22 protein-coding genes are annotated in these 26,652 nt (G+C 60.6%); 7 read left to right on the top strand and 15 right to left on the bottom strand.

All coding sequences use genetic code 11. The annotated features are described in order from the left end of the window. Window positions 1-19: 19 nt before the first annotated feature. The 12 genes from ABFO07_RS17240 to ABFO07_RS17185 all read right to left on the bottom strand — a co-directional run bounded on the left by ABFO07_RS17240 (window position 20) and on the right by ABFO07_RS17185 (window position 14,868). Window positions 20-1,363, bottom strand: coding sequence for an HlyD family type I secretion periplasmic adaptor subunit (locus tag ABFO07_RS17240; protein WP_347469327.1), 1,344 nt, complete (start codon window positions 1,361-1,363; stop codon window positions 20-22). After that, a complete protein-coding gene (locus ABFO07_RS17235; protein WP_347469326.1) occupies window positions 1,360-3,546 on the bottom strand; it encodes a type I secretion system permease/ATPase in 2,187 nt (728 codons plus the stop codon). Before ABFO07_RS17235 ends, ABFO07_RS17240 begins: the two co-directional genes overlap by 4 nt. Before the next feature lie 101 nt (window positions 3,547-3,647). Further along, window positions 3,648-7,913 (bottom strand): calcium-binding protein, encoded by a 4,266-nt coding sequence (locus ABFO07_RS17230; RefSeq protein WP_347469325.1) that lies wholly within the window; start codon window positions 7,911-7,913, stop codon window positions 3,648-3,650. A gap of 112 nt (window positions 7,914-8,025) precedes the next feature. Continuing rightward, complete coding sequence (locus tag ABFO07_RS17225) at window positions 8,026-9,348, bottom strand: IS5 family transposase (RefSeq protein ID WP_347469324.1); 1,323 nt, start codon at window positions 9,346-9,348, stop codon at window positions 8,026-8,028. Window positions 9,349-9,741: 393 nt separating this feature from the next. Next, the gene (locus ABFO07_RS17220; RefSeq protein ID WP_124491831.1) at window positions 9,742-10,302 is read right to left on the bottom strand and encodes a hypothetical protein; all 561 of its coding nucleotides are present in this window, start codon (window positions 10,300-10,302) and stop codon (window positions 9,742-9,744) included. A 187-nt stretch (window positions 10,303-10,489) separates the two neighbouring features. After that, on the bottom strand, window positions 10,490-10,945 hold the full coding sequence (locus tag ABFO07_RS17215; RefSeq protein ID WP_124491832.1) for a hypothetical protein: 456 nt from the start codon (window positions 10,943-10,945) through the stop codon (window positions 10,490-10,492). After that, on the bottom strand, window positions 10,942-11,178 hold the full coding sequence (locus ABFO07_RS17210) for a hypothetical protein (protein WP_124491833.1): 237 nt from the start codon (window positions 11,176-11,178) through the stop codon (window positions 10,942-10,944). Before ABFO07_RS17210 ends, ABFO07_RS17215 begins: the two co-directional genes overlap by 4 nt. A gap of 3 nt (window positions 11,179-11,181) precedes the next feature. Further along, window positions 11,182-11,688, bottom strand: a complete 507-nt coding sequence (locus ABFO07_RS17205; RefSeq protein ID WP_347469323.1) for a hypothetical protein — start codon at window positions 11,686-11,688, stop codon at window positions 11,182-11,184. A 208-nt stretch (window positions 11,689-11,896) separates the two neighbouring features. After that, a complete protein-coding gene (locus tag ABFO07_RS17200; protein WP_124491835.1) occupies window positions 11,897-12,160 on the bottom strand; it encodes a hypothetical protein in 264 nt (87 codons plus the stop codon). Between the two features lie 3 nt (window positions 12,161-12,163). Then, complete coding sequence (locus ABFO07_RS17195) at window positions 12,164-12,673, bottom strand: hypothetical protein (RefSeq protein WP_124491836.1); 510 nt, start codon at window positions 12,671-12,673, stop codon at window positions 12,164-12,166. A gap of 867 nt (window positions 12,674-13,540) precedes the next feature. Then, window positions 13,541-14,239 carry a hypothetical protein gene (locus ABFO07_RS17190; RefSeq protein WP_260427166.1) on the bottom strand — a complete coding sequence of 233 codons (699 nt, stop codon included), beginning with the start codon at window positions 14,237-14,239 and terminating at the stop codon, window positions 13,541-13,543. A gap of 77 nt (window positions 14,240-14,316) precedes the next feature. Continuing rightward, a complete protein-coding gene (locus ABFO07_RS17185) occupies window positions 14,317-14,868 on the bottom strand; it encodes a hypothetical protein (protein ID WP_124491837.1) in 552 nt (183 codons plus the stop codon). Between ABFO07_RS17185 and ABFO07_RS17180 the strand changes: the two genes are divergently transcribed. Next, the gene (locus ABFO07_RS17180; RefSeq protein ID WP_124491838.1) at window positions 14,869-15,201 is read left to right on the top strand and encodes a hypothetical protein; all 333 of its coding nucleotides are present in this window, start codon (window positions 14,869-14,871) and stop codon (window positions 15,199-15,201) included. 632 nt (window positions 15,202-15,833) lie between these two features. On the opposite strand, the gene amaB is transcribed toward ABFO07_RS17180, so the two are convergent. Further along, a complete protein-coding gene (gene amaB, locus ABFO07_RS17175; protein WP_059893237.1) occupies window positions 15,834-17,345 on the bottom strand; it encodes an L-piperidine-6-carboxylate dehydrogenase in 1,512 nt (503 codons plus the stop codon). 610 nt (window positions 17,346-17,955) lie between these two features. Here amaB and ABFO07_RS17170 point away from each other — a divergent pair. The 3 genes from ABFO07_RS17170 (at window position 17,956) to ABFO07_RS17160 (ending at window position 21,746) form a co-directional block, all read left to right on the top strand. Continuing rightward, window positions 17,956-19,536: an amino acid permease gene (locus tag ABFO07_RS17170; RefSeq protein WP_059885227.1), complete on the top strand. Its 1,581-nt coding sequence runs from the start codon at window positions 17,956-17,958 to the stop codon at window positions 19,534-19,536. 139 nt (window positions 19,537-19,675) lie between these two features. After that, window positions 19,676-20,944, top strand: coding sequence for an NAD(P)/FAD-dependent oxidoreductase (locus tag ABFO07_RS17165; protein ID WP_124483485.1), 1,269 nt, complete (start codon window positions 19,676-19,678; stop codon window positions 20,942-20,944). 127 nt (window positions 20,945-21,071) lie between these two features. Continuing rightward, the gene (locus tag ABFO07_RS17160) at window positions 21,072-21,746 is read left to right on the top strand and encodes a TetR family transcriptional regulator (protein WP_059563133.1); all 675 of its coding nucleotides are present in this window, start codon (window positions 21,072-21,074) and stop codon (window positions 21,744-21,746) included. Window positions 21,747-21,814: 68 nt separating this feature from the next. Here the strand turns inward: ABFO07_RS17160 and ABFO07_RS17155 are convergent, their stop codons facing one another. Beyond that, the gene (locus ABFO07_RS17155; RefSeq protein WP_059907278.1) at window positions 21,815-22,573 is read right to left on the bottom strand and encodes a DeoR/GlpR family DNA-binding transcription regulator; all 759 of its coding nucleotides are present in this window, start codon (window positions 22,571-22,573) and stop codon (window positions 21,815-21,817) included. Between the two features lie 194 nt (window positions 22,574-22,767). Between ABFO07_RS17155 and ABFO07_RS17150 the strand changes: the two genes are divergently transcribed. From ABFO07_RS17150 to nadE, 3 genes are all read left to right on the top strand, one after another. Then, the gene (locus tag ABFO07_RS17150; protein WP_017331233.1) at window positions 22,768-22,953 is read left to right on the top strand and encodes a hypothetical protein; all 186 of its coding nucleotides are present in this window, start codon (window positions 22,768-22,770) and stop codon (window positions 22,951-22,953) included. Window positions 22,954-23,076: 123 nt separating this feature from the next. Further along, window positions 23,077-23,946 (top strand): DMT family transporter, encoded by an 870-nt coding sequence (locus ABFO07_RS17145; protein WP_059885224.1) that lies wholly within the window; start codon window positions 23,077-23,079, stop codon window positions 23,944-23,946. Between the two features lie 86 nt (window positions 23,947-24,032). Continuing rightward, window positions 24,033-24,887 (top strand): ammonia-dependent NAD(+) synthetase, encoded by an 855-nt coding sequence (gene nadE, locus ABFO07_RS17140; RefSeq protein ID WP_059563131.1) that lies wholly within the window; start codon window positions 24,033-24,035, stop codon window positions 24,885-24,887. Window positions 24,888-24,941: 54 nt separating this feature from the next. On the opposite strand, the gene ABFO07_RS17135 is transcribed toward nadE, so the two are convergent. After that, complete coding sequence (locus ABFO07_RS17135) at window positions 24,942-26,633, bottom strand: S10 family peptidase (RefSeq protein WP_059563130.1); 1,692 nt, start codon at window positions 26,631-26,633, stop codon at window positions 24,942-24,944. Window positions 26,634-26,652: the final 19 nt, after the last annotated feature.

The raw sequence follows: 26,652 nt of genomic DNA, 5'->3' as shown, positions 1-26,652 counted from the left end.
TGTGAACCAGCGCAAGATTCTAGCGCTCACGCAAACTCTCCCGGCCGTGCTGCAGCAGCGGCGAAAGCACGTATTCGATCACCCGGCGCGTACCGGTCTTGATCTCGACGCTGCCCGACATCCCGGGAGACAGCCTGACTTCGCGGCCATCCACGAGCAGCGTGGCGCGATCGAGTGTCACCTTGACCGCATAGATCAACCCTTTCTTCTCGTCTTCGATCGCATCGCGCGATACATGACTGACGGTCGCCGGCACGGTCCCGTACTTCGTGTACTCGAACGCATCGATCTTCACGCTTGCCGGCTGCCCTTCCTTGATGAAGCCCACGTCGCGGTTTTCGATGAACGCCTCCATTTCCACCGCGCTCGCCAGAGGCACGATCTGCATCAGCGGCTGCGCGGCCGGCACCGCTGTGCCAACGGTATGCACCGCAAGCTGCTGCACGGTACCGTCGACTGGCGCGGTCAGTTGCAACAGCTCGCCGTGCGCCTTTGCTCGGCGCACGTCCTGTGTGGACGCGTCCGCGACTCGCTGAGCGTCGTGCTGCGCGTCCTGTGCATTTCTGCGCGTTTCGGCCACCAACGCCGCGCGCTGGTGGCGCGCATCAGCCAGTTGCCCTTCGATGTCGATGCGCTGCTGCTCCGCCTCGATCCACGCGTGTTCGGCAACATCGCGCGTTTTCAGGAGTTCGGCGTAGTCCCTCGCCCGACGTGCGGCGAGCGGGAGCGCTTGACTGTAGCGACGAATTTCGCCATCGAACCGATCACGCCGCGCGACAAAATCACGCCACTGATCCATCAGGTGACGCTCGGCTTCACGCAGACGCTCAGACGGCACCCCTTCGATACCGGAAAGGCGGGGCGGTCGCCCCGTTTCGATCGCGTCGATCAAGGCCCGAGCCCGCGCAACCTGCAACGCCGCGTTCAACCGATCGCCGTCCGCCTTCTGCCGCTCCGCGTCGATGACGCGCGTATCGAGATCGATCAGCGCGTCGCCGGCCTTCACCGTCTGGCCGTCGCGCACGTGCAGCGCCCGCACGCTCGCCACCTCCACCACCGCCAGTGTCTTGGTGCGCGAGGACGGGATGATCTTGCCGCTGCCATTGACGATGATGTCGATCTTGCCCAGGCACGCCCAAGCGACAAGCGTTGCAACCAGCAGCATGAGGATGCGCGCGACCCATCGTCCCATCGGCGACACGGGCGCAGCCCGGACGGCCAGGGCTGCCGGCAGGAATTCGGCCTCGTGCGCTTCGAATGTCGGCAGCGTCATCCTGTGACGTCGTCGCCAGCAGTGGAGCCAGACATCCCGGTAGCGTTCGTACAGTTCGCACCACGCCTTTACCCGTTGTCGCACACTCATGCACATGCTCCCGAGACTGCACATCCGTCCTGCTGCAATGCGTGCAGGCGTGCGTAAATGCCTCCCTGCGTACGCAGCAACGCGTCGTGCGTGCCGCTCTCCACGATCTGTCCGCGTTCCATCACGAGAATTCGGTCCGCGTCGCGCACCGCCGAGAGCCGATGCGCAATGATCAGTACCGTGCGCCGCTCGCAAATGCGACGCATATTGGCTTGAATGACCGCCTCGGACTCGTAGTCGAGCGCGCTCGTCGCTTCGTCGAAGATCAGGATGCGCGGGTCCGTCATCAACGCACGTGCGATCGCGATGCGCTGACGCTGTCCGCCCGAGAGCCCCGTGCCATGCTCGCCGACCACTGTGTCGTAACCTTCCGGAAGTTCGCAGATGAATTCGTGTGCGCCGGCCAGTTTCGCTGCGTCGATTACCGCATCGATCGACGCAGTCGGCCGGGCCAGCGCGATGTTGTCCCGTACCGAGCGGTTGAACAGCGTGTTCTCCTGAAGCACGACGCCGATCTGCTGCCGCAGGCTCGCCGTATCGATTACGGCGATGTCATGACCGTCGACCAGCACCCGGCCGCGATCCGGCACGTAGAGGCGCTGCACCAGTTTCGTCAGCGTGCTCTTGCCCGACCCCGAGCGGCCCACGATGCCGATCACTTCGCCCGCCGCGATCCTGACGGAGATCTGCCGGATCACATCGCTCGCGTCCGGTCGATAGCGAAACGATACCTGGTCGAATTCGATCGCACCTTCGAGACGCGGCAGTCGCGTCTTTTTGCCGGCCGCTTCGGGCGGCGCATTCAGGATGTCTCCGAGCCGGCCCATCGAAATCCCGACCTGCTGGAAATCGTTCCATAGCTGCGCCAGGCGCAGGATCGGACTGGATACCTGTCCGGCCAGCATGTTGAACGCGACGAGCTCCCCGACGGTCAATCTGTTGTCGATGACGAGCGTCGCGCCAATCCACATGATCGCCGCCGTCACCAGTTTGCTGACCAGCATCACGCCGCCGCTCGCAATGGTCGCGACATTGGTCGCCGACAGCGCCGCACTCACGTAGGCAGCCAGTTGCCGGTCCCACCTGTCCGTCCATCTCGGCTCGAGCGCCATCGCCTTGACCGTATCGATACCGCTGATGGTTTCGACGAGGAACGACTGATTCTCGGCACCCTTGTTGAACTTCTCGTTCAGACGCCTCCGGATGATCGGCGTAAATACGACGGACAGCAGGACATAAAGCGGGATCGAGACGACGACGATCAGCGTGAGCCACGCGCTGTACCAGAGCATTACGCCCAGGAAAACAACCGAAAAGGCCAGGTCCATCACCAGGGTTACGGCATTGCCGGTGAGGAAGGCACGAATATTCTCCAGCTCGCGAATGCGCGCCACCGAATCGCCGACGCGGCGCGCCTGGAACCAGGCCAGCGGCAACGCCAGCAAATGGCGGAACAGCCGCGCACCGAGTTCGACGTCGATCTTGCTGCTGGTGTGCGCGAAGACCCAGGTCCGAATCCCGGAAAGCGCCGCTTCGAACAACGTCGCACCAATGAGGCCGACCGCGATCACGTTCAATGTCTTCATCGCGTGGTTGACCAGCACCTTGTCCATCACCACCTGGAAAAACAGCGGCGTGGCGAGATCGATCAGTTGCAGCACCAGCGAAATCACGAGCACTTCGCCGAGCAGCTTTCGGTAGGTCACGATTGCCGGAACGAACCAGCTGAAATCGAAGCGCGCGAGCGTACCGGCAATACTGCTCTTGCTCGTGAAGTAGACGAGTTCACCGGTCCAGATTTCGAGCAGCCGCTCTCGCGTCAATACCGCCGGGGCCTCGCCCGGGTATTGAACCAGTACCCGGGGTGAACGCGTACCGTCGCCAGCCTGGTACTGCCCGATCAGGAAGTAACCGCCATCGCCTTTCGCCTGCGCGACCGCCGGCAGCGGCGCCCGTTCGAGCCGTTCCGGGTCTTGTCGAACGGTCCTTGCCGTCATGCCAAGCGAACGGGCGGCTCGCAGTATCGTCTGAGTATCGAAGCTGCCGAAACCAAATTCATGCCGCAATGCGGCTTCGTCGGCGGCGATGCCGTGCAGGCTTGCCATCGCCAGCACGACGGCAAGGCCGGAATCGGCCTCCTGCGTCGCGCGCGAAGCAGCGGACGGCGGGATAGGGCTATCCATAGGGGAAGAAAGACAGGACAAGGAGTGTGATGCGGATGGGAAATACGCCGCCCGGCCGGGCCTGATGCCCGACCGGGCGGAACAACTTCCGACGACGGGCGTTATCGCCAGTTCGCAGCCAGCGTCGGCGCGAGGGCTGCCTGCTGTTCCGACGACAGCGTCACGGCACCGGTTGCAGGTGGCGCCCAGGCCGCCATGGCCTGCACCAGTTTCTCGACATCCGAATTGACGAGCGTTCGGCCATCGTCCGTCCGGATCTGCTCGACCTGATACCGAGAACCCAGGTACCAGTCCTGGACCGTGGCTCTATCGCCGGTGCCCAGAATGCTGATCTCGAGATCGTTGCCGACGTGACGGAACCATAATTGGTCCGCGGATACGCCACCGCCGACCCGAATCACGTCGCTGTTGCCGAGCGTATCGTCGTCTTCCCGAATCGTGTCGCGTCCCGACCCACGACCAAAACGGTACATGTCGTTGCCCAACCCACCCACCAGAATGTCATTGCCTGCGCCGCCATCGAGCACGTTGTTGCCTCGGTTGCCGATGATCATGTTGTCGAGTGCATTGCCGGTGCCATCGATGTCCTCGTTCCACAGTTTCAGTGCCTCGGCGGTGTAGATTGCATATGCATTCGGTACGTTTGCTGCCGATCTGAAATCCTGAATGCTCAAGTAGCGGGTCATGTCGCTGATGCTCTGGCGGCCGGAATCTGCGATATAGAAACCCATCAGAGCACCGTCGGCCTCTCCATATACCGCTCCCGTCACCGTGACGACGTGATTGACGCCGCCGTTGTCGAGATATGCGCCATCTGCCCAGAGCCGGCCCGCATTCAACGCGAGAATCACGCCTCGGCCGCTGCGAACCAGATTCGCGATCGCATGCTCGTCGTAACCGGCAAGCAGATTGTTCGCAATGCCATAGCTCTTGAGCAGCGCCTGTTGCTGAATGTAATTCGACCCGCCTCGCTGGTAGTCCGTCGCGGCCGGGCTCGTGACGGTCCATTGGTTGTCGATCGCGCGCCGGACTACCTCTCCCTCGGTGGTCGGCGTTCCGATCTGCGTGAGCAGGTTGGCGATCGACGTCAGCGCACAGGTTCCCTGGAACGTCGGAACCGCGTCACCCTGCATGTAATCCAGCTCGTTCGCCTTCGGATAGCCATATACGAGTACGGGCGCGCCATCGACGAGGCCTTTCTCCGGTTTGCCGAAGTCCAGCAGGTTCAGGTTTTCGACATGGTCTCCCAGTGCATAGCTGATCTTGCTCTGTACCGTGTCGATACCTTCGCCCGCCAGTTCCACAACCCGGTCGCCGACGTTGTCCACGTAGTAGGTATCGTTGCCTTTTCCGCCGATCATCGTGTCGGCGCCGGTGACCCCGTCGAGGATGTTGTCCGCACTGTTGCCGACGATCCGGTTGTCGAGTGCATTGCCCGTGCCGTTGATGTTGAACCCTTCGACGAGGCGCAATTCTTCCAGGTTGGCATTGAGGATGTAGTTCGCGCTGCTGATCACCGTGTCGTAACCCTCGTTCGCAAACTCGAGAATCACGTCGTTGACGCTGTTGACGATATAGGTGTCGTTCCCCTGCCCGCCTTCCATGTGATCCGCGCCCGCGCCGCCGTCGAGGTAATCGTCTCCCAGACCGCCGAGCAGCGTATCCCTGCCGTCGCCGCCATAAAGATAATCGTCGTCGGACTCGCCGGGACCGAGTGTCCGCTTCCCCTCGTTGTGGGCGGTGAAACCCACCAGGAGATCGTCACCTGCACCGCCATACAGAATGTCGTTCCCGACTTGGCCGAAAAGACGGTCATTGCCATCGCCGCCGTATAGCCGGTCGTTGCCGTCCCCGCCCTGAAGTTCGTCGTTGCCGGCTTCACCGTAGAGCAGATCGTTGCCGAGCCCGCCCATGATCAGATCGTTTCCGGCCCCGCCGTAGATCGTGTCGTCATCGGTTTCCCACGCGGCCAGAGACTGTTTCGCCTCATTGCTAGCGGTAAAGCCGACAAGAATGTCGTCGCCGTCTCCGCCCCAGATCGTGTCGTTGCCCGCGCCGCCGAAGATCTTGTCGTTGCCCGATTCGCCGGAAAGTACATCGTGGCCGTTTCCACCATTCAACTCGTCGTTGCCCGCGCCGCCGAAGAGTCTGTCGTCACCGTCTCCGCCGTCGAGGAAATCATCGTCGTTACCGCCGTCGAGATAGTCGTTGCCGAGTCCGCCGTACATCGAATCGTTTCCGTTACCGCCATACAGCGTGTCATTGTCGGATTCACCGTATGCGAGCCACTGCTTCGCGTCGTTGCTTGCTGTGAAGCCGACCAGAACGTCGTCGCCATCGCCGCCCCAGATCACGTCGTCGCCAGCCTCGCCGAAGATCCTGTCATGGCCGGCCTCGCCGAGAAGCCTGTCGTTGCCTTCATCGCCGTGCAATTCATCATTGCCCGCGCCCCCGAACACCGTGTCGTTCCCGTGGCCGCCGCAGACGAGATCCGCCCCGTCGCCGCCATCCATGTAGTCGTTGCCGGGGCCGCCCCACATCCGGTCGTTGCCGAAGCCGCCGTACATGACGTCATCGTCCGTCTCGCCCGGCGCAAGCGTCTGCTTGCTTTCGTTCGCTGCGGTAAAGCCCATCATGATGTCGTCGCCATCGCCGCCGTTCATGATGTCGTTGCCGGCCTGACCGAACAGCTTGTCGTTTCCGATGCCACCGTCAAGCACGTCGTTGCCGGCGCCACCGTTGAGTTCGTCATTGCCTTCTTCGCCGTACAGCCTGTCGTCGCCCTCATAGCCGAACAGGGTGTCGTTGCCGGTTCCGCCCCACAGATTGTCGTTGCGGTTGCTGCCGCCCATCACGTCGTCGCCGCCGCCAGCGAGGAAATTCACGAGCAGGCTGCTGTTGATCCAATGCCCGTACGACGCGTAGTAGTTCGCATCGAATACGTCGTTTCCATCGGTCCCGACGAGACAGGAGCGGTTGTTGTTATGGACCTTGATCTGATTCGGGCCGAAAAAGATGAAGTCGCTGCCATTGATCCAGTACAGTTTTTCAGTGTCGCGCAGCGTGCGATAGTTCGAGAACGGGACGGCTGGCGCAAGGTACATTCGACCGGGCTGCGCTGCCTCCCAGTGTTTCGCAGGCGCTGCAGCCGGCGCCGATGCATGGCGGTGGTTGCCGCGCGTGATGACGTCGTAGTCGACCGCCCGGATTTCGGCGATGCCGGCCTGCGCCAGGGTTCTGAATTCACGGGCGTCGCCGATACCATCCTCGTTCGCATCGACCCAGACTTGCAGCCCGTCCAGTTCCGCGCCGGACAGCTTGCCGTCACGGTTCGCGTCACGCGACCGCAGCGCGTTCACGCTTAATCCCCACCGGTTGGCGTCGAGCAGTACGGGGGTCTTTTCGGCAATGGATGCTGCAGTGTCCAGTGCGGCGCTTTTCGCTTCGTAGAAGGCGCCGATCGGGTTGTACCAGCCATTCGGCATCGTGAAGCCGTAGTCGTTTCTTCCGCCGTAGGTCAGCGTTTTGGAGATGATCTGGCTCAGGTCCAGGTAACTCGTGCCGCTCAACAAGCCCGCTGTGCGATACCGCGACAGCAAGCTGTCCGCGAAAATCGCGTCGCGCGCGTTCGACAGGTCGTATCGCTGGCCGTTGTTCACCACGAAATTGCGGTCGGTGATGCCGTCGCCGTTGATGTCTTCGCCGACTACGCTGGCGCCGTCGCCGATGCGGGCCTCGGTTTTGATGTGGTCGAAGATGCCGTCGCCGTTGGTGTCGGTTTTGGTGATCGTGATCTTTCCATCGGCATCGTAGATGGTTTCCTGAGTCTTGATGCCGTTTGCCGCATATCGCGCGTATTCGATAATCTGGCCGTTTGCGCCGTATAGGGTCGCGACATTCAACAGGCCACTCTCGTATTGGTTGGTTTGCCGTGCGCCTGTTGAAAACACCAAAGTGGCGGAATTTACCAGACCAGTCGAAAAATCTAATGAGTAATTCACGCTCGTTACGGGAGCATGGGAGAGGCGCTTGGGCGATGCACCGTACGCAGGGCCATAGGACTGGTAATAATTTACGTCCGGATTCGCCCCTGGGCGCGCTTGCGCCAGATAGCTTCCCGCGACCTCGATCATCACCTGCTCCAGCAAATCTGCAGACATCTTTCCGACGTTTGCGTCATGGATTTTGGTGAGCATGCTGTAGATGTCGTAACCGGGTACGGAGATATGATCAGGGCGATCTCCGATCACAGAGATCAATGGCCCGCCTTTTCCGACAATTTCTCGCGCAATTTTCCAGTTGTTATAGGCCGCTTTGGCTTCTTTTGTGACACCAACTATCGCTGCCAAGTCGAAATCATTTCGCATCCTGAATGCGTAATTCTGCTCTATCGCTTGATCCCGCGCATCATTGATATAGTGCCCGATTTCATGACTAAGAAGTCAGCCCTGAACAATTCGTTTTGCCGCGCAGATGAAGCTACGCCACCGACTGTGCAGCGGTTTGGAAGCTGAGCAAAGCGACGAGAATCAGGGTGTAAAAAAGCCGCAGCTTGCGCAGGATCATTCGCAGGTTGTGACCGGCGCCGCACAGCACCGCATGAATCGCATCGCCCAGCGTACCCTTGAGCCAATTTCGATCGAGCTTGCCGTCGGCCTTCATGTGCCCGATGGCTGGCTCGATCGCGCTGCGACGCCGGATCATTGCTCGCAGGCCGCGCGTGATACCGCGTCGCAAGCCCGGGTGGTAGACCTTCACACCATCGACCGCGACGCCCTTGTAGCCGCGCTCGACGATGGCAATCTCGGGCTGAACGTCGCTCAAGATCGCCGCCTGCTCCAACGCTTCGGCCAGCGTGTGCCCATCGTAGGGATTGCCCGGCATCGAACGAGCTCCGACTACCAGACCTTCCTTGTGCGTCGTAGTGATCGAAACCTTTACACCGAATTCATACGGCTTGCGCGCTTTGCCTTTCGCTAGGCACTCGACTTCTGTCGCGTGCAGCGCATACAGCTTGTTTTTGTCCTTCTGCTTCTGCGTGAGAATCCGCTTCGTGCGGCTGATCAAGTCTTCCAACGCCGCTCGACTTTGCTGAGCAACGCCGTCCAGTTGCCGCTCGACGTCACGCATCACGCGCCCCACTCGCGAACGCAAAGTGCGCAGTGCTTTCTTCATCCGCTTGTACTGCTTCGCATGCGCATAGCGTCCGATCTGGCCCGCCAGACGCGGTGCTTCGCGGTTGTAGTTCTGCCGCAGCTTCAGCCCGTGCTGGGCCGCAGCCTTCACCAGATGTTCCCGGCAGCGTTCGAGCAGGCGCGAATCGGTCGGATGCGCAATCGCCTTTTCCATCACCGTCGTATCGACGATCACCCGCTTCACGCTCGAAGTCTTGATGACCTTTGCGCGTTTGGCCGCTTCGATCGTCTCGGCCAACAGTTCTTCGACGCCGGCTTCGCCCAGGCGCTTACGCCAGCGCGTCAGGCTCGACGGATCGATCGGCGGCTTCGTCTGCAAGTACGTCTCGCCGGAGAACACTTGCCAGCACGGATTCTCCAGCCATTGCCAGACGACCTCTTCATCCGATAGGTCGAACGCGTGTTGCAAGTACAGCAGCCCTGCGATCAAACGCGGCGACGTTGCCGGTCGACCACGGGACGACGCGAAACTCGCGCTCATCGCCCCGCTCAACCGATCCCAGTCGATCAGATCAGCCAGGCGAATCAACGGATGCTTCAAATTGATCTGCTCGCGCAGCGGTTGGCGAAAGAAATCTCCCTCTGTCACCGGCGTCTTCGGACCCATCCACACCTCGTCAGGATTTGCAGGATTCACGCGTCAATATGCCCGCTTCCTGCAAATCCAACAACACCGTTTTCGGCCCACAGCCTTTCTGCATAAGCGGTCCAGGATTGTTCAGGTTCGACTAAGAACGCCGACAAACACTCGAGGATCAAGCTGTTCGTACGTTCCATTCCCATACACCCCAAAAACAATTTCCCTCCTACCTGAACTCCAGAATACCCCGCGTTCCACATCAGAGGTCTTAATAGCCTCTACAAGCCCCCATTCACATCAGATTCATATTTCAGCAATTGCCTCACAAGAGTATTGCTCTGATTAATCAAATCGATTGCCTCTCGACCCATTTTCAGGTCGCCGAACATTTTTTCATTTCCGGTTATAAGACGCATACCACTACCTCCTCACAATCCCCTGATTAAGACCGATCCTATAAAGACACCCGTTATACAGAAATCTAAAATACGCCCTCACAATCAGATTATCTCTAGGAGGATAAACGTACTCTTCACCACCATCAATTAACTTAAATCCGTGAACTGCCCCGAAAACATCAAATAGATCAGCTCTCGTCACGCACAGCACATTTTCATTCAACGACAAACTTATCAAGACCCTCGTTGGCGCCCCATCACTCGGAAAAAAAATGACATAGCCCGATCCCGTCGCTGCCCCGTACTCCCGCGATTGATGACCCACATTCAATTCCTTTCGATATCCCGAAACCACCGGCGAATCGCCTTTATGAATCTCCTCTTCGTCCTTCACCACAAAATCAATGTGCAATTTCTTGCCTACGACAGCAACATCAGTCAGATCATTTCCATCGACGACATTTCTTATATCTCTAAGAAAGTTCTGCTGAGTACGCACCGGCATTTCATCAGTCGACAACGATACGCATGCCGACACCATAAGCAAAGCAAATATTCCGCCTCTCATCATGAATCGGCTCATGTCCCACCCCTTAAAATCACCCCACTCCGACTATAGAGAGACTATTTTTCATAACCAATCCTGTAGTGTAGATACATACCCCAAAACCCCGCTTCATCGAGCATACATGGCGGATTATCTCGACCCGCATACAAAGCGTTCCTTACGCGAAACACTTTCTCACCGCCGATTATCGATACCGTATAAATCACCTCCACTCGCGATTTTTTGAAATGCCAATTTGAGAAAGACAACCATCATCACCGATACCAAAAACAACTCGAGTCTTTACGCTTCTGTTGTCGCGCACGTATCCCCACCGAGTCCCATGCGCAACTGAATATCGATCAACATTACCTAACACCCGGAGTAAGTCATAAGGCATAGCACAAATCACACCGGAATCTATCGGCAACGAAATACCAACCCTATAAAAATCACGATCCTTAGATTGGTAGACACCGTAATAAAAGCCACCCTCTTGAAAATATTCTTTAGATGATGCACGGCGCATCACATCGATCCCATACCCCTCAATGGATTTACCACTCTCGTCGCAGACCGGCTCCTCTATACCGCGCCGATAATCGATTCTTAGCCACCTTGAAACAAATTCGACATTCTCCAGGCTGCCTGTATCCACAACAACCTTGACATCATTCAAAAACTATTGCGGCGATCACCGCTATCGAGTGCTTTGATTGCACCAACACTTAGCTCGTCGAGATTTTTCCACATGGTTCGAGCATATTCAGTTCGGGCCGCCGCGTCGGCGGACAACTTTGCGGAACTTTCTGCGATCCCCTCCAATTGGGCAGCAATTTTTTGCAAGGCTACTTTCACTCCCTCGCCAGATGCACCCAACGCGCTCCATTCATCGAGATCATACCAAGCCATGCCTTACCCTCTATCAACAATAAATACGCAGCACGACAAAGAAAGCATCGCCACAACACCTGCGACAAAGCAAATAATCAAATATCCGCCGGCAAACAATGGCCCAACCATTCCGAGCCATAATTTCGATTGCGCAACCGACACAAAATTCCAATCAAAATATTGACCATGAAAAATCAAAAAAAACACGCTTCCCGATAAAAATATAAATGCAACCAGAAACGCCAAGACTTTCCTTTTCCAGGAATAACCCAAGTATCCGAGAATTATCCTATCCCTCTCCGCGTAACAAAGGCGAAGCGCCTCGAAAATCCTGAGAGGCGTCGCGGACAACATCAGAGTGAAATAGAGTGCCGTTACATCCGGAAACAGAGATTTTTCGATTGCCTTAGGGACCAGCGGAAATATTTCCCCAACGCCGGTCACAATTATCTTCAGTGCAGGCCAACGCGTCAGTGCATCATCCGGTGCAAACCATGCAATCAGCGTACCCGCCAGATGCAACACCATGAGCACCGGACTCCGACGATAGAATTCGATCAAAAAATCAAAAAAATTCTGTATCCCTTTTTCATCGCCCCCCTCTGTCAACAGCGGCCCACAATGCGGCTTAGCCTTTTCTCGCTCGTCGGCACAAGCATGCCACCTTGACTCACGCCTCCCCCTCATATCGATACCCAAATAATATTTCTACATGCTATAAAATCAAAACAACGAATCACACCATTCGCCGAGAAGATTCAATACCATCAAGATATCGAATATCAACGCTATTCACTGCCATCAGTGCTGCATGGCGACTTTCATCCAGGTGTTTCGCCATCATTTTGGCGAACTCGGCCCGAACTCTGGCATCGACAGCAAGCTTTACGGCATCGGCACTGGCTTGCCTCATTAGAGCGGCAGCCTTTTCCAAGGCTACCTTGATACCTTCGCCTGCGGAGCCAAGCGCATTCCATTCGTCAAGTTCATACCATGCCATCGCTTACCCTCTCAATTTCGAGCATATCCATGAAAAGAAAATATAGGTCCACACCAGACCCACCGATATACCAAAAGCCTCCATACCTCCAGCAAATATCGGGCCAACCAACCCAAGCAGAAATCTCGACTGCGAAATTGGCAAGACATTTATTTCGTAATATGGCCTCCCCAAAGCCAGCGCAACAACCCCAAAACAAAACATAAACGAAACGGAAATTAAAACTCCAATCCTGCCCCGCATCGACGCCCTTATCCTCCCAAGCGTGTAATTGCGCTCAAAATATGCAAATCTCACCCCATCAAATACCCTCAACGGCATTGACATATACATGACCGAGAAATACAGCCCCGTGACTTCCGGAGAAGTAGATTTTTCTGCAGCAGAATTCACCACCGGGAAAATTTCACCGAGACACGATACAAAACTCCTCAGCGCGGGATATCGCCCCAGCACGTCTATTGGAGCACCCCATGCAATTAATGCACCCACGATATGCAACAACAACATCATCGGGCAATGACGATAATATCTTAGCAAGGTCGACAAGCCACCCCCCCCCAAATTACATCAGCTCACACAAAGAATAGACACTCAAAAAAACCACACAAAATCATCTCACCACACACAATTTGAATAATCACAACACTCACACCGGATCGATAATCGCAATCTAAAGATAGGCAATCTCTTCCCTCACAGATCCACCTTCATTTATTCCACCTATGTCGCGCCACAGGCGACGGCTTGCGTATCGAGTCACATCTCATTGTCATTTCATCGAAAAAGACATTGATCAAGAATAACCAAATCAAACCGGAGCCTGCAGAAATGCATATAACGTCCGAGAAAGGCAGTCAGCATAAGCACACAATACAGTGCAGGGACGCCCGGAAATTTCGACTTTTCGGCAGCGCTGGTCCGCAAAGGAAATACTTTTCCAACCCCCGTTACAACCACTTCCACACTAGACCAACGCAGCAACGTATCTTCCGGCGCGAACCACGCAATAATCGCACCAAAGATATGCCGGGACTTGTCGATTCATTCTTGTTAGTTTTGTTTTTTAAAATCGTCAGCCTTATCGACTTGACTCGCAAATCGAGCCGATATTCACGGCCTGCTTTCCAAGCGGGCGCGATGCGCGAGCCATGATCTCTTCCGGCTCACTATTGGCATCGTTACAACCACCCGTTTCGGCCCCGGCCCTCACCTCATATGCATTCCTTACGAAACTCCACGAAAATCAATTACCAACCGCACCTCACTCAACCGATACACACAACGCCATGACGATATCGAAAGAATTGAAAGAAAACAAGCATCACCTGAATTTTCATACATTTACGATATATTCAATCGAAATCCGTACTTGTCTTGTCAGCCTTCCTTCTTCCAATTGGACAAATAGAATCGAATCCAACCAAAACTTAGAGAAATACAAATAATCTGCGCCCCGCCAGCAAACAAAGGCCCCACCAAACCGAGCCGCAAACGCGAACCGCTGATCGCGATGAAGTTCAGCTCGTAGTAATACCCTTCAATCAAAAGAAAAACACTACAAAAAAACAAAATTGGAACCATGAAAATCACCTTGAGCCTTTCCCTCAACGACAATTTTCCATATACCTCTTTCGCCGTGGCCTGCCCCGCATAGAAAAGACGGCACCCCACTATCAACCTAAACGGAAATGCCGCAAGCATGAGTGCAAAATAGAGTGCCGTGACATCAGGGAATTTCGATTTCTCAACAGCATTGTGAAGTAGCGGAAATATTTTTCCGACATTGATTACGACCACATTCAGAAATGGCCAACGCACCAGCGCGTCCTCCGGTGCAAACCAGGCAATCAATGCTCCGGCGGCATACAGTGCCAGAATGGCTGGACTAAATCTGTAAAGCGCGGTCATCCAACCAATGAGACTTCGACATTCAACCTCATCGGCTTTCCCTACTGACGACAGCGGCTTATCTAGCAACTTCGCTCGGGAATCGATATTATTTTCACTCCATCTCCCATGATCCGGCAAACAATGCAAATCATCGCTTTGCTCCTGCCTACCGCCCCCCGCCTCCATTTCGGCTCACGCCTTTCATCCATCTCCACTCCCAAGCTCATACGGTTCCTCACACCCAGTTATTTTCATCATATGCATCACCCTCTCTCGCGATTCATTGAAATATTAATTTGATGAACACAGCCACCACGGTCAATCGAAAAATTTGCCCTAGAATTCACACCCTTACTTTCGTACATGTATGCCCACCAAGTCCAATGAGCAATCGGATATTTCTCAACAACACCAAGCACATCAATCAAATCATATGGCGTGACACATATCACACCAACGTCTATCGGGAATGATAGACCAGCCCTATAAAAATCACTATTTTCCGGCTTGAATATTCGATAATTAAAATTACCATGCCTCTCGTATTCTTTAGAGGATGCAATGCGCCTCACCTCAACACCGTACCCCTCAATCAATTTTCCGCTCTTATCGTAGACTACCTCCTTCGCATCGAGTCGGTAGTCAATCCTCAGCCGACTCGCAACGAAATCAACATTTCCCAAGTCACCAGAATCCACGACAGCCTTGACATCAATCAAAAACTGCCGTGGCGTCCGGACTGGAAATTCATCAACAGACGTAATCGCGCACGCCGAAAGCAAGCCACCAACCATAACCAGCACAATATTTTTCACATGAAACTCCCCATCTCGATTTACATGCCCCCCAAACGAGTCGTCGCAATTCATAAGCAAATCACGTCGGAGCACGCCCCCCAACGAGAAGCAGCTGGCAAATACAATCAAACTCAATCGAAACTTAGAGAAATACAAATCACCAACATGAGCGCAAAATACAGTGCCGCAATACCGATAAATTTCGACTTCTCAACAGCGCCGGGCGGCAAAGGAAATACTCTTCCCGACACCGGTTACAACTTCCTCCATAACACGCCACCTCAGCAGTGCATCTTCCGGCGCGAACCGAGCAATAATTGCACCGGCGATATTCAATATCAGAATTTTTGAACTGAAGCGACAAATCCGAATCGCGTCGCCCACGAGATTCGCCAATTTATTCCCATTGCTTTTTTGATATTGCGAACCCCGTCAACTTGACTCGCGAATCGAGTCGACATTCATGACCTGCTTTCCAAGCAGGCGCATTACGCGAGCCATGAATTCTTCCGGCTCACTGTCCGCATCGACACCCCCAATTTCGGTTTGCGCCCTTCCATCATACGCATTCCTAATTTTATAATTCGAAATACATGAAAAATTCGTTATCTGCTACACCTCGTCCAGCCGACGCACAGCACCATGAAGATATCGAAAGAATTGAAAGAAAACAAGCATCACCTTAATTTTCATACACTTACGATATATTCAATCGAAATCCGTACTTGTCTTATCAGCCTTCCTTCTTCCATTCACCGCCCCAATTACCGAAGTGAATATAACTACACGATGGCACGCGGATAAATCCGAACTATGTCACTCGATTCAACGTCATCAGCTCGGTTATATCCACCAGCCCATCACATCCCTTCAGAAACGACAAAGCCGGCTCATGGCCGGCTTTGTCGCTAAAACAAAAGCAATGTATGTTCAGTCGCGTCGTACTTCCAGCACACACGCGACCAAACAACCGTTATTCCGCATCACACGTCGAACTTCACCCCCTGCGCCAGCGGCAGCTCCCGGCTGTAGTTGATCGTATTCGTCGCACGACGCATATACGCCTTCCACGCATCCGAACCCGACTCGCGCCCGCCGCCCGTTTCCTTCTCGCCGCCGAACGCACCGCCGATTTCCGCGCCGCTCGTGCCGATGTTCACGTTGACGATCCCGCAATCGCTGCCCGCCGCCGACATGAACTGCTCGGCCTCGCGGATGTCGTTCGTGAAGATCGCCGACGACAGGCCCTGCGGCACCGCGTTGTGCACGTCGATCGCGTCCGCGAAGTCGTCGTACACCATCACGTACAGGATCGGCGCGAACGTCTCGCGCTCGACCACCGCCGTCTGCTTCGGCATCCGTACGATCGCCGGACGCACGTAGTACGCATCCGCGTGACCGACGTCGACGCGCTCGCCGCCCTTCACCTCGCCGCCCTGCTCGCGCGCATCGCCGAGCGCCTTCTGCATCGCATCGAACGACGCGCGATCGACCAGCGGGCCCACCAGCGTGCCCGCTTCCAGCGGGCTGCCCACCTTCACCGACGCATACGCCTTCTCGAGGCGCGGCAGCAGCTGGTCGACCACGCTGCGATGCACGATCAGGCGGCGCAGCGTCGTGCAGCGCTGGCCGGCCGTGCCGACCGCGGCGAAGGTGACGGCACGCACGACGAGATCGAGATCCGCGCTCGGCGCGACGATCATCCCGTTGTTGCCGCCGAGTTCGAGGATGCCGCGCGCGAGGCGCTGGCTCAGCACCTTCGCGACCTCCTGGCCCATCCGCACGCTGCCCGTCGCGCTGACCACCGGCACCTTCTTCGACGACGTCAGCACCTCGCCGACATCGCGCATGCCGAGCACGAGCTGGCTCAGGCCTTCCGGCGCCACGCCCGGATGCGTCTTGTCGAACTCGCGCAGCGCCTTGCCGAGCAGCACATGGCAGGCGATCGCGGTGAGCGGCGTCTTCTCCGACGGCTTCCACACGACCGGATCGCCGCACACGAACGCGAGCGCCGCATTCCACGCCCACACCGCGACCGGGAAGTTGAACGCCGAAATCACGCCGCACACGCCGATCGGGTGCCACGTCTCCATCATCCGATGGCCCGGGCGCTCGGACGCGATCGTCAGGCCGTACAGCTGGCGCGACAGGCCGACCGCGAAATCGCAGATGTCGATCATTTCCTGCACTTCGCCGAGGCCTTCCGACGTGATCTTGCCGGCCTCCAGCGTGACAAGGTGGCCGAGCGCGGCCTTGTGCTCGCGCAGCACGTTGCCGAACACGCGCACCAGTTCGCCGCGAACCGGCGCGGGCACCGTGCGCCACTTGAGGAATGCCTCGTGCGCGGCGTCGATCTTGCGCTCGGCGTCGGCAGGGCCGTCAACGGCCAGCGTCGCGAGCGTCGCGCCGTCGAGCGGCGAACGCGCGGTCAGCGCATTGCCTTTCCACTGGGCGAGATCGATGTCGAGCGCGGCAAGAATGTCGTTGAATTGCATCACTTCCTCTTCAGGGACAGATTGATCGGTGCGGCGGCAAGGCCGCCCGCGTGTTTCGATTGGAGCGCGTTCGCGCGCCATGTGCAAGCGGATGCGCGCCCCGGCGGGCCGCTGCGCATGCCCTCGCCTCACGGCGCACGATTCCATGAGCAGCATTGTCGATGGCCACAAGTCGGTCGGCTATTGATATTAACTCACGACTTCATTCCGAAAACGCATCACACGACGAGGTCCAGTCCGCCCTTTCCAGACCCACGTTGGGACGGGTCCCGGGCCTTGGCTGGCGGCCAGGCACACACCCGCCGCGCACTTCGCGATTCGGCGTTACTTGATGACGAACGCGCATCAACTAGTTCGAAAATGTCGTTTGCTGACGACGCTTCGACCCCACACAATCTGATCGGCGTCAAGGCGTGCGGCACAGCACCCGGCGCAGCGACGGTCGTGAAGCCCCGCCTTACAGGGCTCGGCCGGACCTCAGACGAAGACGACGCGCACATCGGCCGGGCTCCCCCGCGCACTGCGCGCTGTCGCCGCCGCCAGCAGGCGACGGGCGGACGTGCCGCGCTTCGTTTCCCGAAAACAATCCCGGAGACAGCGCCCAACACCCATGCGCCCAGATTCCCACCCCGATTCCGCGCCGCCGTCCGGCTCGCGTGCCCCGAAGCCCCATCTCCACCGCGCGCTGCAGGCGCGCCACCTGCGCATGATCGCGATCGGCGGCTCGATCGGCACCGGCCTGTTCGTTGCGTCCGGCGCATCGATCTCGCAGGCCGGCCCCGGCGGCGCGATCGTCGCGTACATGGTGATCGGCCTGATGGTCTATTTCCTGATGACGAGCCTCGGCGAGATGGCGGCGTTCATGCCGGTGTCGGGCTCGTTCGCGACCTACGGCGCGAAATTCGTCGACGAAGGCTTCGGCTTCGCGCTCGGCTGGAACTACTGGTACAGCTGGGCCGTGACACTCGCGGTCGAGCTGGTCGCCGCGCAGCTCGTGATGCACTACTGGTTCCCGCATGTGCCGGGCGTCTGGTGGAGCGCATTGTTCCTCGCGCTGATCTTCGCGCTCAACGCGCTGTCGGTGCGCGGCTTTGGTGAAGCCGAATACTGGTTCGCGCTGATCAAGGTGCTGACCGTGGTCGCGTTCGTCGGCGTCGGCCTGCTGATGATCTTCGGCATCATGCAGGGCGGCCCGAGCGCCGGCTGGGGCAACTTCACGATCGGCGACGCGCCGTTCGCGGGCGGCTGGGCCACGATGCTCGGCGTCGCGATGATCGCGGGCTTCTCGTTCCAGGGCACCGAGATGATCGGCGTCGCGGCCGGCGAATCGGAAAACCCGCGCACGACGATCCCGCTCGCGGTGAAGCAGATCTTCTGGCGGATCCTGCTGTTCTACGTGTTCGCGATCGTCGTGATCGGCGTGCTGATTCCGTACACCGACCCGAACCTGCTGAAAAGCGACGTGACCGACATCGGCGTGAGCCCGTTCACGCTGGTGTTCCGTCACGCGGGCCTCGCGTTCGCGGCCGGCGTGATGAACGCGGTGATCCTGACCGCGGTGCTGTCGGCCGGCAACTCGGGCATGTATGCGTCCACGCGGATGCTGTACAACCTCGCGACCGAAGGCCGCGCGCCGAAACTGTTCGCGAAGCTGTCGCCGGGCGGCGTGCCGCGCAACGCGTTGTATGCGACGACGGCGGTCGGCGCGCTGTGCTTCCTCACCTCGCTCTACGGCGACAAAACCGTATACCTGTGGCTGCTGAACACGTCGGGCATGGCCGGCTTCATCACGTGGCTCGGCATCGCGGTCAGCCACTACCGGTTCCGCAAGGGTTTCCTGAAGCAGGGCTACCGGCTCGAGCAGTTGCCGTACCGGGCGAAGTGGTTTCCGTTCGGCCCGCTGTTCGCGTTCGCGCTGTGCCTGATCGTCGCGCTCGGCCAGGATTATCAGGCGTTCCTCGCGAACAAGATCGACTGGACCGGCGTGGCCGCGACCTACATCGGCCTGCCGTTCTTCCTGGCGATCTGGCTCGGCTATGCGCTCGTGCGCAAATGCCGGCTCGTGCGCTACGAGGACATGGAGATCGCGCCGTGGGTCGAGCGCAATGCGGCACCCGAGCCGGCGCCCGCCGCCAGCCCCGTCTACCCGGTCTATGTCGCCGGCCCCGCGAACCCGACGCCGGGCGCATGACCCGGCCCCGCGCCGGCGGCCATATGAAGACGGCGGCCGGCGCCGCCCCACCCGCATTCGACGCGGCGCGCGCGTTCAGGCAAGATCGACGCGCGCCGCATGGTTTTCCGCTGTTCACCCGTTACAGAATCAGAATCGCATGCAGAATTTCTACGAAGCCACCGTTACCCGCCAGCCCTATCCGCAACTGACCGGCACCGTCGACACGCAGGTCTGCATCGTCGGCGGCGGCCTCGCCGGGCTGTGCACCGCGCTCGGCCTCGTCGAGCGCGGCGTGCGCGATGTCGTCGTGCTCGACGGCGAACGCGTCGGCTACGGCGCGTCGGGCCGCAACGGCGGCTTCGTGTTCGGCGGCTACAGCCTCGACAATGCGGACCTGCTGCGCACGCTCGGCCGCGACGAAGGCCGCCGCCTGTACCGGCTGACCGTCGACGCAGTCGACCTGATCCGCGCGCGCATTGCGCGCTACGGCATCGATTGCGACATCGTCGACCGCGGCGTGATGCTCGCAAATTGGTTCGACGATCCGTCGCGGCTCGCCAGCCTGCGCACGCTGATGAAAAGCGAATTCGACGTCGACTGGGAGCCGGTCGCCACCGACGCGCTGCGCGCCCGGCTGAAGACCTCGCGCTACCACGGCGGCCTGTACGAACCGAACGCGTTCCACTTCCATCCGCTGAAGTACGTGCTCGGCGTCGCCGCGGCCGCGGCGAACGGCGGCGCGCAGATTTTCGAGCAGTCGCCCGCGCTTGGCATCGCGCGCGACGGCGCCGGCTACGCCGTGCGCACGCCGCACGGCACGGTGCGCGCGAAGGACGTCGTGTTCGCGTGCGGCGGCTATGCACGCGGCGTGTCGCCGCGCATCGAGCGCGCGGTACTGCCGATCGCGACCTACGTGATCGCGACCGAACCGCTCGGCGCGCGCCTCCCCGATGCGATCGACGCGCCGTATGCAATCTACGACACGCGCTTCGCGTTCGACTACTACCGTCCGCTGCAGGACACGCGGATCCTGTGGGGCGGCCGGATCTCGGTGCTCGACCGCGGCCCGGACGCGATCGCGCGCCTGCTCAAGCGCGACCTCGTGCGCGTGTATCCGCAACTCGCGGACGTCAAGGTCGAATACGCATGGGGCGGGCTGATGAGCTACGCGCGGCACAAGATGCCGCAGATCGGCCGCGACGCCGACGGCGTCTGGCACGCGATCGCGTTCGGCGGCCACGGCATGGCGCCGACCACGGTCGCGGGCGAAACGCTCGCCGCCGCGCTGGCCGGCGAGCGGCCGGTGCCGGACGGCTTCGCGGCGTTCGGCCTGACCCGCACGTTCGGCCTCGCGGGCCTCGCCGCCGCGCAGCTCACGTATACCGCGTACCAGGCCCGGGACGCGCTCGCGGCATACCGCCACTAAGCGCCCGCGCGGCGGCTCGCGGGGCACGGCGACGCGTATACGAACTAGAACGAAAGGTCCCAAAACGGGAATTTTCCACATGCTAGAATGCCCCGTCCAAGTCGCCGCGTAGCCACAATAACGTCACATGAAAACAGGAAGCAAGGCCGCCACGTCCGACAACCGCGCGCTGCCGTCCGATGCGCGGCGCAAATACGATCCCGAGCAAACCAAGCGCAACATCCTCGACGTCGCCACGCAGGAATTTTCCGCGATGGGGCTCGCCGGTGCGCGCGTCGACGCGATCGCCGAGCGCACCAACACGACCAAGCGGATGCTCTATTACTACTTCGAAAGCAAGGAAGGCCTGTACGAGGCCGTGCTGGAGAAGGTGTACGGCGACATCCGCGCGCTCGAGCAGGAATTGCACGTCGGCGACATGGAGCCGCTCGAAGGCATGCGCCGGCTCGTCGAGTTCACGTTCGACTACCACGACAAGCACCGCGATTTCGTCCGTCTCGTGTCGATCGAGAACATCCACGGCGCGAAGTATCTCGAACAGCTGAAGTCGTTCAAGAACCGCAACGTCAGCATCATCAAGACGCTCGAGGAATTGCTCGAGCGCGGCGCGGCGAGCGGCGCGTTCCGCCAGGACATCGACGCATTCGACCTGCACCTGCTGATCAGTTCGTTTTGCTTCCATCGCGTGTCGAACCGCTACACGTTCGGCGCCGCGTTCGGCCGCGACCCGTCGGCACCGCGCCTGCGCGCGCGGCATCGCGACACGATCGTCGAAGCCGTGCTGCGCTACGTCGCCGAGTAACCGCCGTCAGTTCTCCAGGCTCCCCGCCACGCAATGACTGTTCGCGCCACGCGGGCGCGCATCGGATGTCAGCCGCACACCAGCAGCTCGATGCCGCGCGCGTTCAATGCGCGGCGCACCGCCTTGTCCGGCGTGCGCTCGGTCACGAGATAGCGCACCGCTTCGGTGCCGTTGATCCGCACGGGCGTCACGCGGCCGAACTTCGAGTGATCGGCGACGACGGCCACCGTTGCGGCCGCGGCGATCATGCGGCTGCGCACTTCGGCCGCAAGCCGTGAATAGTCGGTGAATTCGCCGTCGGCCGTGATGCCGCCCGCGCCGACGAACGCGAAATCGACGTGGTATTGCGCAAGCTGCTGGATCGTGTCGAGGCCGAACGTCGCGTCCTCGTCGTCGGACAGCTCGCCACCGAGCAGCGTCACGCGGTTGCCGTTGCGGCGCGCGAGCACGAAGGCCGTGCGCCAGTCGTTCGTGTAGACCGCCAGCCGGTGCCGGTCGGCCAGCGCGAGCGCCACCGCGTGCGGCGTGCTGCCGGAATCGATCAGCACCGACGCGCCGTCCGGCACGAACTCGGCCGCGTGCCGCCCGATCACGCGCTTCGCTTCGGCGTTCGCCGCCTCGCGTTCGGACAGGCTCGGCTCGCGGCGGTCGGCGGCCAGCGCGCCGCCGTGCGTCATCACGAGCAGGCCGCGCGCGGCCAGCGCGTTCAGGTCGCGCCGCACCGTCTCGCGCGACACGTCGAGCGAACGCACGAGCTCCGCCACCGACAGCGCGCCCGACCTTCCGAGTTCCGACAGAATGAATTGGTGACGTTGTTCCGCCAGCATCGCGCGACGCGCCCGGGGCGCCAGTGAATGGGTAGCGCGCCATTGTAGTACGACCATTTGACGACCGCGTGTATGCCGGGCGGCCGCCCCACGCCACGAAATTCTGAATTGTCGGCAGCGCGGGAATCGGCGCGGCGCAGGGTTGCTACACTTTGCGTTTCGCCGAACGACAGACCATCCAGGGAGCTTGAGCGATGTATCGCAAAGGCGTAGTGCTCGAAATCCAGTTTCCGCCCGAACGACTCAACGACGCCGCCGGCGATCCGTTCTGGATCGACCTCACGCTCGACGAGGCCCGGCGCCTGCATCAGCAGCTCGCCGCGCGCTTCGCGACCGAGACCAGCGCGAACCAGCCGCTCGACACCTTCTCCGTCGACTGATCCCGGCGCGCCCGCGCCGGGCGCCGCGCGGCCGAGTGCAGGATTCGACAAGACGCCGGCGCCGCGCCGCCGGATACTGCCGGACTTCACGATCCCGTCCGGCCGCGTGCCGGCCTGCCTTGCATGCTGACCTCGATTGTCGCCGCGGCCTTCGTCGCGCTCTGGTCCACCGGCTTCATCGTCGCGCGGGCGATCAAGCCCTACGCCGATCCCAACCTGTTCCTGCTCGCCCGCTTCGCGGGCACCGCCGTGCTGTTCGGCGCGGTCGCGCTCGCCGCGCGCGCGCCGTGGCCGGCCCGCCGCGAATGGCCGCGCCACCTGATCGCGGGCGCGCTGCTGCAGGGCGTGTATCTCGGCGCCAGCTACTGGGCGGTCGCGCAAGGGCTGAATGCCGGCGTGATGGCGCTGCTCGGCGCATTGCAGCCGCTCGCCACCGCGGTGCTCGCGGTGCCGCTGTTCAACGAGCGGCTGTCCGCGCGCGGCTGGCTCGGCATGGCGCTCGGCCTCGTCGGCGTCGCGCTGGTGCTCGCGCCGAAGGTCGCGGGCGGCGTCGCGCCGGCGCCCGGCGCCGCGCCCGCATGGCTCGTCGTCGCGGTGTCGGTGCTGTCGGTCGGGGCGATCACCGCGGGCTCGCTGTACCAGAAGGGCAAGCTCGCGCAAAGCGACCTGCGCACCGCGGTCGCCGTGCAGAACCTCGGCGCGGCGCTCGTCGCGGCCGTGTTCGCGGTGCTGCTCCACGAAACGCGCTGGAGCGGCTCGCCCGCATTGTGGGTGTCGCTCGTCTGGGGCGTCGTGTTCCTGTCCGGCGGCGCGGTCACGATGCTGATGTGGATGCTCCGGCGCGGCAATGCCGCACGCGCGACGTCGCTGCTGTTTCTCGCGCCACCGCTCGCCGCGCTGCAGGGCTACCTGATGTTCGGCGAGACGCTCGCGGCGATCCAGCTCGCGGGCTTCGCCGTCGCGCTGGCCGGCGTCGTGCTCGCGCGGCGCTAGGCTCGTCGATCGCCCGTTCCGGCACGACACGGCACGACGATTGCGCTTATGATGAGTGCCTCGAATTTTGTCCCGGAACGCCCCTCATGACAGCCGCCGACTACGCCAGCCGCCAACGCGCGATCATTGCCGAACTGAACGTCGCCCCGCACTTCGACGCCGATGCCGAAATCACGCGTCGCGTCGACTTCCTCGCGCAGTACCTGCGCTCGACCGGCCTGCAGGCCTACGTGCTCGGCATCAGCGGCGGCGTCGATTCGTCGACGGCCGGGCGGCTCGCGCAGCTCGCGGTCGAACGCCTGCGGGCGGGTGGCTACGACGCGCGCTTCATCGCGATGCGTTTGCCGAACGGCGTGCAGAACGACGAAGCCGATGCGCAGCGCGCGCTCGCGTTCGTGCGCGCCGACGAGGAACTGACGGTCAACGTGAAGCCGGCCGCCGACGCGATGCTCGGCGCGCTGGCCGCGTCCGGCCATGCGTTCGACAACCCGGCCCAGCAGGACTTCGTGCACGGCAACATCAAGGCGCGCGAGCGCATGATCGCGCAGTACGCGGTCGCGGGCGCGCGGCGCGGGATCGTGATCGGCACCGATCACGCGGCCGAATCGCTGATGGGGTTCTTCACGAAATTCGGCGACGGCGGCGCGGACGTGCTGCCGCTCGCGGGCCTGAGCAAGCGCCGCGTGCGTGCGGTGGCCCGCGCGCTGGGCGGCGACGAGACGATCGTGATGAAGGTGCCGACCGCCGATCTCGAGGAGCTGCGTCCGCTGCGCCCCGACGAGCACGCATACGGCGTCACCTACGACGAGATCGACGACTTCCTCGAAGGCAAGCCCGTCAGCGACGAGGTGTACGAAACGGTGCTGCGCTTCTACGACGGCTCGCGGCACAAGCGCGCGCTGCCCTATACGCCGTTCGACTGGCCCGAGCGCCGCGGCTGACGGCCTGCGTCGCGTGCCGGCCGAACGCGCCGGCACGCCGCCCTTCCCGAATAATCAGGCGTGCCCGCCGCCCGCCGCGTGCGCCGCCTTCCTCGCCTGCAGCGCGCGAATCCGCATCTGCGCGCCGGTATCGGCGACCGTCCGGTCGTACATCGCCGCGACGTCGTGCTTCAGCGCGGTGCGCGATCCGCCGTCGAGATACACCATGTGCCCTGACGGATAGAAGCGCGCCGACAGGTTCTGCCGCACCTTCTGGTCCTCGAGCGGCATCTGCTGCAGGTCGATCACGGTCTGGTAGAACGGCGTGACGAAATCGTAGAGGCCGTTCGCCGACAGCACCTTCAGGTCCACGTTCAGCGCCATCACCGCGGCGAGGTCGCCCGCCGTGTAGAGGATCACGTTGCCCTTCGCATCGACGCCCTGCTGCGCGCCGGTCGGATCGATGTGACTGAAATCCCAGTTCTGGAACGCCTGGTCGTTCAGGTCCGTGAACGCCGAGTTCGACGTGAACTTCAGCTGCTCGTTCAGATAGCTGTTCCACATCGCCGTATAGACGCCCGACACCGCCGTCATCGTCGGATCGTTGCCGCCCGAGTTCGGATCGACCTTGCCCGCGATGCCGGTGCCGATGCCCGTCACGCGGCCGTCGTACGCGCCGAGCACGAGCCCGTTCGCGCGCAGCAGCGCCGTCAGGAACAGCGAATTGCCGCGCGCGTCGTAGCCCGCGATATCGAGGCTCCATGACAGCAGCGTCGTCGCGTCGATGCCCGTATAGTCCGCGAGTTTCTTTACCACCGCCTGGTCGGTGTGCGGCAGCGTGCGCAACGCGTTCAGGTAGTCGGTGCGCGCGAACTGCGCGACCTCCTCGACGAACGCGCCGAGATCGGTCGGCGCCGGCGACACGCCGAGCCGCTTGTGATACCACGCGTCGGCCGCCGCGGTCGGCAGCGCGCCGACCGGGTTGCCGGCCTGGCGGTAATCGAGGATCGACGACTGCAGCGTGATGCCGTTCAGGTCGACGCCGTCCTCGTGCAGCTTGTACGCGAGCACGCAGCTGCGCGCGGTGCCGTACGATTCGCCGAACAGGTATTTCGGCGAATTCCAGCGGTTGTTCTTCGTCAGGTAGCGCTTGATGAACTGCTTCAGCGAATCCGCATCCTGGTCGACGCCCCAGAAATCGCGGTTCTTGTGCGGCGCGACCGCCGCCGAATAGCCGGTGCCGACCGGGTTGATGAACACGAGGTCGCTGCGGTCGAGCAGGCTGTCGGGGTTGTCTTCCATCTGGTACGGCGCGGGCGGCGTGAAGCCCGGCATCGACGTGCGGATGCGGCGCGGCGCAAACGAGCCGAGCAGCACGAACACCGACGACGAGCCCGGCCCGCCGTTATAGAAAAACGTCACGGGCCGCGCTTCCTCCTTCTGCCCGTCCTCGGTGAACGCGACGTAGAAGAGCTTCGCGGCCGGCAGCGAGCTGCTCGGATCGACCGTCACGAGATGCCCGGCCGTCGCCGTGTACGCGATGCGCCGCCCGCCGATCGTGACCGCGTGATGCGTCACCGCGGCCGCTTCGGTCGTGTCGGTGACCGAATCGTCCGGCCCGTTGCCGTATGCAACCGGGTCGAAGAACGGCTGGTCGCGCCCGTGGCTCAGCGCGACCGGATTGACCGTCGGCGGCACGCTGTGCGAGTTGTGATCGCCGTGATGCAGCGGATACACGCCGCCTGAAGATGCGGAATCGTTGCCCATCGTGCTGCTCCTCGAGGTA

Origin of the sequence: Burkholderia stagnalis (genome assembly GCF_039848545.1) — a bacterium.
Lineage (GTDB): Bacteria > Pseudomonadota > Gammaproteobacteria > Burkholderiales > Burkholderiaceae > Burkholderia > Burkholderia stagnalis.
Note: the sequence above shows the minus strand (reverse complement) of the source record. Positions and strands in the feature narration are given on the sequence as shown.

Bases quoted from the DNA above. Each gene is read 5' to 3' on its own strand.
- ABFO07_RS17145 (WP_059885224.1), top strand. From the start codon at position 23,077: ATGCTGACCTCGATTGTCGCCGCGGCCTTCGTCGCGCTCTGGTCCACC.
- nadE (WP_059563131.1), top strand. From the start codon at position 24,033: ATGACAGCCGCCGACTACGCCAGCCGCCAACGCGCGATCATTGCCGAA.
- ABFO07_RS17165 (WP_124483485.1), top strand. From the start codon at position 19,676: ATGCAGAATTTCTACGAAGCCACCGTTACCCGCCAGCCCTATCCGCAA.
- ABFO07_RS17220 (WP_124491831.1), bottom strand. From the start codon at position 10,302: ATGAGCCGATTCATGATGAGAGGCGGAATATTTGCTTTGCTTATGGTG.
- ABFO07_RS17235 (WP_347469326.1), bottom strand. From the start codon at position 3,546: ATGGATAGCCCTATCCCGCCGTCCGCTGCTTCGCGCGCGACGCAGGAG.
- ABFO07_RS17210 (WP_124491833.1), bottom strand. From the start codon at position 11,178: ATGGCTTGGTATGATCTCGATGAATGGAGCGCGTTGGGTGCATCTGGC.
- ABFO07_RS17240 (WP_347469327.1), bottom strand. From the start codon at position 1,363: ATGAGTGTGCGACAACGGGTAAAGGCGTGGTGCGAACTGTACGAACGC.
- ABFO07_RS17200 (WP_124491835.1), bottom strand. From the start codon at position 12,160: ATGGCATGGTATGAACTTGACGAATGGAATGCGCTTGGCTCCGCAGGC.
- ABFO07_RS17160 (WP_059563133.1), top strand. From the start codon at position 21,072: ATGAAAACAGGAAGCAAGGCCGCCACGTCCGACAACCGCGCGCTGCCG.
- ABFO07_RS17150 (WP_017331233.1), top strand. From the start codon at position 22,768: ATGTATCGCAAAGGCGTAGTGCTCGAAATCCAGTTTCCGCCCGAACGA.
- ABFO07_RS17180 (WP_124491838.1), top strand. From the start codon at position 14,869: ATGAAACTCCCCATCTCGATTTACATGCCCCCCAAACGAGTCGTCGCA.
- ABFO07_RS17170 (WP_059885227.1), top strand. From the start codon at position 17,956: ATGCGCCCAGATTCCCACCCCGATTCCGCGCCGCCGTCCGGCTCGCGT.
- ABFO07_RS17225 (WP_347469324.1), bottom strand. From the start codon at position 9,348: ATGGGTCCGAAGACGCCGGTGACAGAGGGAGATTTCTTTCGCCAACCG.
- ABFO07_RS17205 (WP_347469323.1), bottom strand. From the start codon at position 11,688: ATGGTGTTGCATCTGGCGGGTACGCTGATTGCATGGTTTGCACCGGAT.
- ABFO07_RS17135 (WP_059563130.1), bottom strand. From the start codon at position 26,633: ATGGGCAACGATTCCGCATCTTCAGGCGGCGTGTATCCGCTGCATCAC.
- amaB (WP_059893237.1), bottom strand. From the start codon at position 17,345: ATGCAATTCAACGACATTCTTGCCGCGCTCGACATCGATCTCGCCCAG.
- ABFO07_RS17195 (WP_124491836.1), bottom strand. From the start codon at position 12,673: ATGATGTTGTTGTTGCATATCGTGGGTGCATTAATTGCATGGGGTGCT.
- ABFO07_RS17155 (WP_059907278.1), bottom strand. From the start codon at position 22,573: ATGCTGGCGGAACAACGTCACCAATTCATTCTGTCGGAACTCGGAAGG.
- ABFO07_RS17230 (WP_347469325.1), bottom strand. From the start codon at position 7,913: ATGCGAAATGATTTCGACTTGGCAGCGATAGTTGGTGTCACAAAAGAA.
- ABFO07_RS17190 (WP_260427166.1), bottom strand. From the start codon at position 14,239: ATGGAGGCGGGGGGCGGTAGGCAGGAGCAAAGCGATGATTTGCATTGT.